Origin of the sequence: Bartonella refiksaydamii (genome assembly GCF_902652675.1) — a bacterium.
GTDB lineage: Bacteria > Pseudomonadota > Alphaproteobacteria > Rhizobiales > Rhizobiaceae > Bartonella > Bartonella refiksaydamii.
Window position 1 is genome coordinate 23499 of record NZ_LR736307.1, and the last position, 6836, is coordinate 30334.

Consider the following 6836-nt stretch of genomic DNA (forward strand, 5'->3'; position numbering starts at 1 on the left):
TTATAAAACCCATTGATTAGAGCATCAAGAAAAGATTAGCTACCTTAGAGAGCAAATGCGCCTTATGAATGAGAAAATACCTTTTTAAAAAGGTAATTTTCAAATAGGAAAAAATAATGGCAAGAAATGTGAACCTAACAGGTTTAGCACGCGACCTGAAACAGCGTGCAGAAAACCACCCCCCCATCCGTGTTGGACTTATTGGCTGTGGTGAAATGGGGACAGATTTGCTATCAAGTATTGCACATATGGATGGCATAATAGTTGCAGCCGTTGCTACCAGAACACCATCACGTATTTTTGATGCCGCCGCACTAGCCTACGGTGAAGATGGACATGTACGAGAAGTTGAAAACACTCATGCCCTAACTCAAAGCATTGAAAGAGGTCTGATTGCAGCGACAGATGATATTAATCTTGTTTTACGCCATGAACAAATTGATATTATCGTTGATGCAACAGGCTATCCTGAAGCTGGAGCAGAAATTGGTTTCAAAGCGCTTGAAAACAACAAACACCTTGTCATGATGAATGTTGAAGCAGATGTTACAATTGGCACTTATCTAAAACATGAAGCAGAAAAACGAGGTCTTGTTTATACACTTGGTGCCGGTGATGAACCTACTTCCTGCATGGAACTCATCGAATTTGTTTCAGCCCTTGGACATAAAATTGTTGCAGCTGGTAAAGGAAAAAATAATCCTCTTATCTTTGATGCCACACCTGACACTTACGAGGAAGAAGCATTAAGACGTAATATGAATGTCCGCATGTTGGTTGAGTTTATTGATGGTTCCAAAACGATGGTTGAAATGGCAGCAATTGCCAATGCAACTGGACTTCTCCCCGATTGCCCAGGAATGCATGGACCACAAGCAGCACTTCAAGATTTAAGCAAAGTACTTATCCCAAAACAGAATGGTGGTATTTTGGAGAAATGTGGCATTGTAGACTATTCAATAGGCCAAGGAGTTTCCCCAGGTGTTTTTGTCATTGCAGAAATAACACACCCGCGTCTACGCGAACGTATGGAAGATTTAAAAATTGGTCAGGGACCTTACTTCACCTTTCATCGCCCCTATCATTTAACAGCAATGGAAGTTCCTCTAACTTGTGCGCGTGTTATGCTGTATGGCAAAGAAGATATGGCTCCACTTAACACCCCAGTGGTAGAAGTCTGTGCTGTTGCTAAAAAAGATTTATATCCTGGTGATCAGTTGGACTTTATCGGTCTTTACAGTTATCGTGCTTGGATAATGAATTTTACAGAAGCACGTGCTCATCAAGCTATTCCTTGCGGTCTTTTAGAAAAAGCGACAGTGACAGCTGAAATCAAAAAGAATGAACTCATAACAGTGCACAACACTGCTATTCGAGGAGATCAGTGGATTGCAAGGCTTCGCAAAAAACAAGACCTTTTGCTTAATTTGCCTCCCCCTTGTTGAAGCATGAAAAAACTTATTATCTTTTTATTATTGTAAAATAATTATAAACTGTATAGGGAAGCTCAGACTCTAGCGTGTTGAAGATAATTGAGAAAATAACTTTAAACTTTTACTCATATATATTGGTACAGTGTTTTATGTTGCCTTCAAGAAGATAACTTATCAGTCTCCTTATCCAATGCTGCACCCATTGCCTTCAAACATAGAATCTTCAAAAATAATGAAATGATAAATAAACCTCACTAATGAAATTAGTGAAACTACGCAATGTTATACAATAACGCCACAATAGATACCACAACTCCAAGTATATCGGCTGCAGCTAAAAAAGATAATAATGAAATAATACTAACACAACCCCAAAATCTTTTGAAGAAAGACACCCTCTCAACGTTCCTAAAAGCCGACCAGCCTTGTTCTTTAGTATTTCGGATCACGGCTGTATCGACAACCTTAGCAATTGTATCCCTATTTGGTGCAATAACAAGAAGCTCCTTTCGAATTTGATTTTCCATAATTCTTGTATTACCCTCTATGTTTTGCGCAAAACAAAGCATAAACTCTGTAAAAATACATAAACACAGACGATTTTTAAATAATTTAAACATAGCTTTCTTTGCTCCTCTTTTTCTTTACTGACAAAGTAAAAAAATATTCAAAGCTATACGTATTTTAACACATGTAATACAATACGGTACATCATATGATACATTAGGTATTCCATGCAAAGGCACAAAAAAAGACACAATTTCCAAACAATTCCAAACAATAAAGATAAGTAATTATAAATTATGAAGAAATCTACTCAAAGACTGCATTTCTAAAGTAACAGCTTAAACAAGTTCGTTTGAAAAAATCAGAACATCATGAAAGACTCATATTGATAAATACTTGAACATAGATACCAAGTTCATATTATTAAAATACTAAAAAAGCAAAATGCCATCGCTCAACTGCATCACCATCGCCAAAGCTCTAAGAAGATTTTTTGAATACAAGAAAAAACAATATGTTCATTAAGCACTTTCAAACACAAAGCAAAGAAACCGTATTATTCTCTGTAAATCAACCGATCAGTCTGTCATCCGAATAGCTGTGCAATAACGCAAAAAAATTATACCCTTATGCCCCTTCTCGTATATTCAACTACGCTTCGTCTTCCCCATGTTAATAGATTATTCAAACTCTTTTTAATGCCTCTGCCTATTGCACCAATTTTTCCTCATGAACACTAAAATTTGTTAATGAATCATCAAAAATACAAAGTCTGTAATAACCACATCCTTCACAACAATAACAATACGTTGTTTCTCCCTACATAGCAGAAAGAGGAATCTTGGTAGCTTCATCTGAATTTGAGTTTTAATAAATAGATAGATTGAGAGAATTCATTTTCATGATGTGATGTAGAATATTTGATATCTCTAAATACTCACTTTTCAAAAACAGTAGCACTCATCAGAAAACCTCACAAAATATACCTACTCTTTGAATATTTATAACCTCATATTATATCAAAAATTGAGGTCATTTTTCTCAATGAGATCTTCACCGTTTTTAACAAATTCCTCACTTGCGTTGCACACATATTTGATACAAAATGCCCCTGTTTGCGTTTCCCCCGTATATATCTTAAAATCGGGAAAAGTGACTTTACAATTTCACATCGATTGACTTTTCTTTTTGACAATAAATTTATGATATCTTACACGCCTTTCCTCGCTCTTTTGCCCTTGGGCGCACACGAATATCACGGAAATCACCTCCCTTTTGAAACCGATTGGATTATTGCTGAAGCTTTTGCAAAAGCACTCACTTTACAAACACAAGATAAATTTCATATCGCGCTCTTACCTGTTGAAAAGATCGGCTATTCGGTAGAACACATGGACGTCACTGGTACACAAACACTCACCTTTTCTGATGCCATAAAACGCTGGATAAACATAGGTGAAAGTTGCTATCGTAAAGGAATTAAACGCTTTCTTCTTCTTAACGCTCACGGAGGCAATTCGCCTTTAATGAACATTGTCATCACTGAACTACGAAGACGTTTTTCAATGCTTGCGGTAGCGACAAGTTGGACTCGTTTTGGCTTACCAGTAGGCTTGATGGAACCGTCTCAACATCATCTTGATATCCATGGAGGATTTATTGAAACCTCTTTAATGCTTTATCTAGCACCAGAAAAAGTACATATGGAAAAGGCAGAAAATTTCCATAATAAGCAATCTGATATGATTGCCAATTATCGCTATTTACGCGCTTATGGTCCTCATGCCTTTGGGTGGACAATGCGGGATCTGAACACACAAGGAGCAGCAGGTAATGCAAGCGAAGCAACACCGCAAGCAGGTGAAGCAATTTTTTCTCATGTTCTTTACGGACTTCGTGATTTACTTGATGATATCAGCCGGTTTAAAATAAACGCATTACAATAAAAGGTGCGAACCATGGAAAAAAAACAAAAAACACTCAACAAAATCCCCGTTACGGTTCTTACAGGCTATCTTGGCTCAGGAAAAACCACTCTTCTCAATCGCATTCTCAGCGAAAACCATGGCAAACGTTATGCCGTCATTGTCAATGAATTTGGTGAAATTGGAATCGACAATGACCTTATTGTTGAATCAGACGAAGAAATTTACGAAATGAATAATGGCTGTGTTTGCTGTACCGTGCGTGGCGACCTTATTCGCATTTTAGAAAGTTTGATGCAACGCTCTCATCGATTTGACGCCATTATTTTAGAAACAACAGGCCTTGCTGATCCAATTCCTGTTGCGCAAACTTTCTTTATGGATGATACTGTACATGAAAAAACCACACTCGACAGTGTTATCACAGTCGTTGATGCAAAACATTTTCCACTCCAGCTTAAAAAAAGCCGTGAAGCTGAAGATCAAATTGCCTTCTCTGATATCATTCTGTTAAATAAAATTGATCTTGTTAGTGCAGAAGAACGTGCACACGTACAATCGCTTATTCTTGCAATTAACCCTCGAGCCACACTTTATACAACAGAACGCGCCAATATCCCTCTTAACGAACTCCTAAACCGTGGTTCATTTGACCTACAACGCACACTAGACAACGATCCCCATTTTCTTGATCACCAACATTCAAATCATGTGTGTGGTCCCGATTGCAATCATCATCACGAACACCACCATATATCCACCATTCATGATATTACGATAACTTCTATAAGTTTAAAAACAAGTGCTCTTCAGCCAGAAAAATTTTTCCCTTGGCTCCAACAAGTGACTCAGCAACAAGGACCAGATATTTTGCGTTTAAAGGGTATTATTGCTTTTCACGGAGACGATGATCGTTATGTCATTCAAGGCATACATATGATTCTTGAAGGACAGCATCAACGTCCATGGCGTGAAGATGAAAAACGTGAAAGCCGGCTTGTTTTTATTGGTCGCAACCTTGATCCCGAAAAGCTTAAAACTGGTTTTAAAAATTGTGCATAAGCGAGTGACAATGCCAAGCATTACCCATTATGATCTCCAAAGTTATTGCCTTTCCTGCGGCTTTATTGAGAATAAACCAGCCTTCGTTTCAGTAGAAGGTTTGATTGTTTTTTTAGAATCCCCCTCCAAAACCATTCAAGTTCAACAAGGAATAATTTCAAGCCATTTTGCGTACGATAACACAGCTATCATCACAGGTGGAGAAGATGGAAAGGTCTGTCAAACAACAGCAGATGGTCGTACAGAATTGCTAAGCAAACAGGAAGGAAAATGGATAAACAATGTTGCTTTTGGACCGCAGAAAATTTTTGCCTTTTCCTCCTCACGTCGAACATTGGCAAATGTTGGTAATGGACTACAAGAACTCCTTCATGAACGGTGTGTAGAAGGTCTTGCTTTCGCTCCCAAAGGTTTACGGCTTGCCATTGCCCATTACAACGGTGTTACCCTTCATTGGTTATCAACGCAAACAACGCCAATCACACTGGTATGGAAAGGAGCGCATTTTGGCGTCACCTTCTCACCGGACAACCGCTATGTCATTTCTACTCTGCAAGAAAACGCCCTCCATGGCTGGCGTCTCACTGATAATCAACATTTACGCATGAGTGGCTATCCAAGCAAAGTCAAAAACTGGTCTTGGAGTGCAAAAGGAAAATGGCTAGCAACATCAGGAGCATCAGCGGCCATTATTTGGCCCTTTCATGCAAAAGATGGCCCCATAGGGAAAACACCATTAGAACTCGGCACACGCGCAAATGCGCTTGTCAGCACCGTTGCATGTCATCCAAGTAAAGAAATTGTAGCAATAGGCTTCAATGATGGCATGATTTTGTGTGCATATTTTCATGATGGAAAAGAAGTCCTTCTAAAAGGTTGTGGAACAAGCCCCATCTCAGCACTAAACTGGGATCAAACAGGCCACAACCTCGCCTTTGGAAGCGAAAACGGTGAATGTGGTATTATCAACATTATTCTTTAAGAAAAATACTAACAATAACAATCATTGCAGATAAAAAGCTGTACAATTCTCCAGCAACAACTGAACACCAAAACTCTTTTTCTCTCTAAAGAAAAACCAAGCACTTCAAACGAGAAAATGTCTGAGCTGTCTACTCTTAAACGTTATTGCTTTATCCAACCAAGCGTAAAAACATCACCCTTAAACAGACCATAAGAAAATAATCCATCCCCATAAAAAACCGTATACGCTGCAATCCTTTCATAAAAGGCATAACCCCTTAAAACCCTTTTGTTTAAAATTACCTCAGCAAAATCCAAAAAAAGTTTCTTAATGCTTGAAAATAAGCTAATTAAAAACACGCAAAAGAGCTTTTCGAAAAAATTTTTGAAGAAAACATCAAGCGTTGTCCAACGATAACGTCAGCACTTACTTTCCTAAAATTTCTGATTATAAGCGCTCTCTTTTTTAACACGACCATTTGAAACTGACGATACTGATAAAAAGATGGGCAAAATAACGGTATCCCCCACTTAAGAAAAGCATCCCCAAAATCCATACTGTTCCACTTAATATTGATAAAAAAACCATCAAACACACAATTTTTTGAAATACTACGCCATAAACATCAAGCATTCATTATTCGAAATTCTTAAAATCAAAATGAAATTGCTCATTCCATAGCATATTATCGTTGTAAAATTTTTAGAATTTTTTTGCAGCATAGCAGAAAACAATACAATTATGAGGTATTTTCAATCACAAGCCAAAGAAATCACATATAGTGACTTTTTTTATCAACAAATGATGAAAAAATAGATTTCGATAAATTAAAAGGCAGCAAACTCTGCTGCCTTTCACGTAAAAGGATAGATCTTCCTTGTCAAAAAAGGTAGAGCAAACCAGCAGAGAAACGCGCACCGGAAAAGCCTGCTTTGGTAAGCCGAT

At 37.8% G+C, this 6836-nt stretch carries 5 protein-coding genes; 4 read left to right on the plus strand and 1 reads right to left on the minus strand.

Annotated features, from left to right (window positions below):
* The first annotated feature begins 116 nt into the window (after positions 1–116).
* Positions 117–1445: an NAD(P)H-dependent oxidoreductase gene (locus tag GQO39_RS06285; protein ID WP_156851433.1), complete on the plus strand. Its 1329-nt coding sequence runs from the start codon at positions 117–119 to the stop codon at positions 1443–1445.
* Between the two features lie 260 nt (positions 1446–1705).
* On the opposite strand, the gene GQO39_RS06290 is transcribed toward GQO39_RS06285, so the two are convergent.
* Positions 1706–2053, minus strand: a complete 348-nt coding sequence (locus GQO39_RS06290; protein WP_156851434.1) for a hypothetical protein — start codon at positions 2051–2053, stop codon at positions 1706–1708.
* 1089 nt (positions 2054–3142) lie between these two features.
* Here GQO39_RS06290 and GQO39_RS06295 point away from each other — a divergent pair.
* The 3 genes from GQO39_RS06295 to GQO39_RS06305 are packed head-to-tail and all read left to right on the plus strand — an operon-like array spanning position 3143 to position 5909.
* Entirely contained in the window at positions 3143–3886 is a 744-nt protein-coding gene (locus tag GQO39_RS06295) for a creatininase family protein (RefSeq protein ID WP_156851435.1), read from the plus strand.
* A 12-nt stretch (positions 3887–3898) separates the two neighbouring features.
* On the plus strand, positions 3899–4927 hold the full coding sequence (locus GQO39_RS06300; protein WP_156851436.1) for a CobW family GTP-binding protein: 1029 nt from the start codon (positions 3899–3901) through the stop codon (positions 4925–4927).
* A 10-nt stretch (positions 4928–4937) separates the two neighbouring features.
* Positions 4938–5909 (plus strand): WD40 repeat domain-containing protein, encoded by a 972-nt coding sequence (locus GQO39_RS06305; protein WP_156851438.1) that lies wholly within the window; start codon positions 4938–4940, stop codon positions 5907–5909.
* Positions 5910–6836 lie beyond the last annotated feature (927 nt).

Coding starts and splice junctions, on each gene's coding strand:
- GQO39_RS06285 (WP_156851433.1), top strand. CDS start 117: ATGGCAAGAAATGTGAACCTAACAGGTTTAGCACGCGACCTGAAACAG.
- GQO39_RS06290 (WP_156851434.1), bottom strand. CDS start 2,053: ATGTTTAAATTATTTAAAAATCGTCTGTGTTTATGTATTTTTACAGAG.
- GQO39_RS06295 (WP_156851435.1), top strand. CDS start 3,143: ATGATATCTTACACGCCTTTCCTCGCTCTTTTGCCCTTGGGCGCACAC.
- GQO39_RS06300 (WP_156851436.1), top strand. CDS start 3,899: ATGGAAAAAAAACAAAAAACACTCAACAAAATCCCCGTTACGGTTCTT.
- GQO39_RS06305 (WP_156851438.1), top strand. CDS start 4,938: ATGCCAAGCATTACCCATTATGATCTCCAAAGTTATTGCCTTTCCTGC.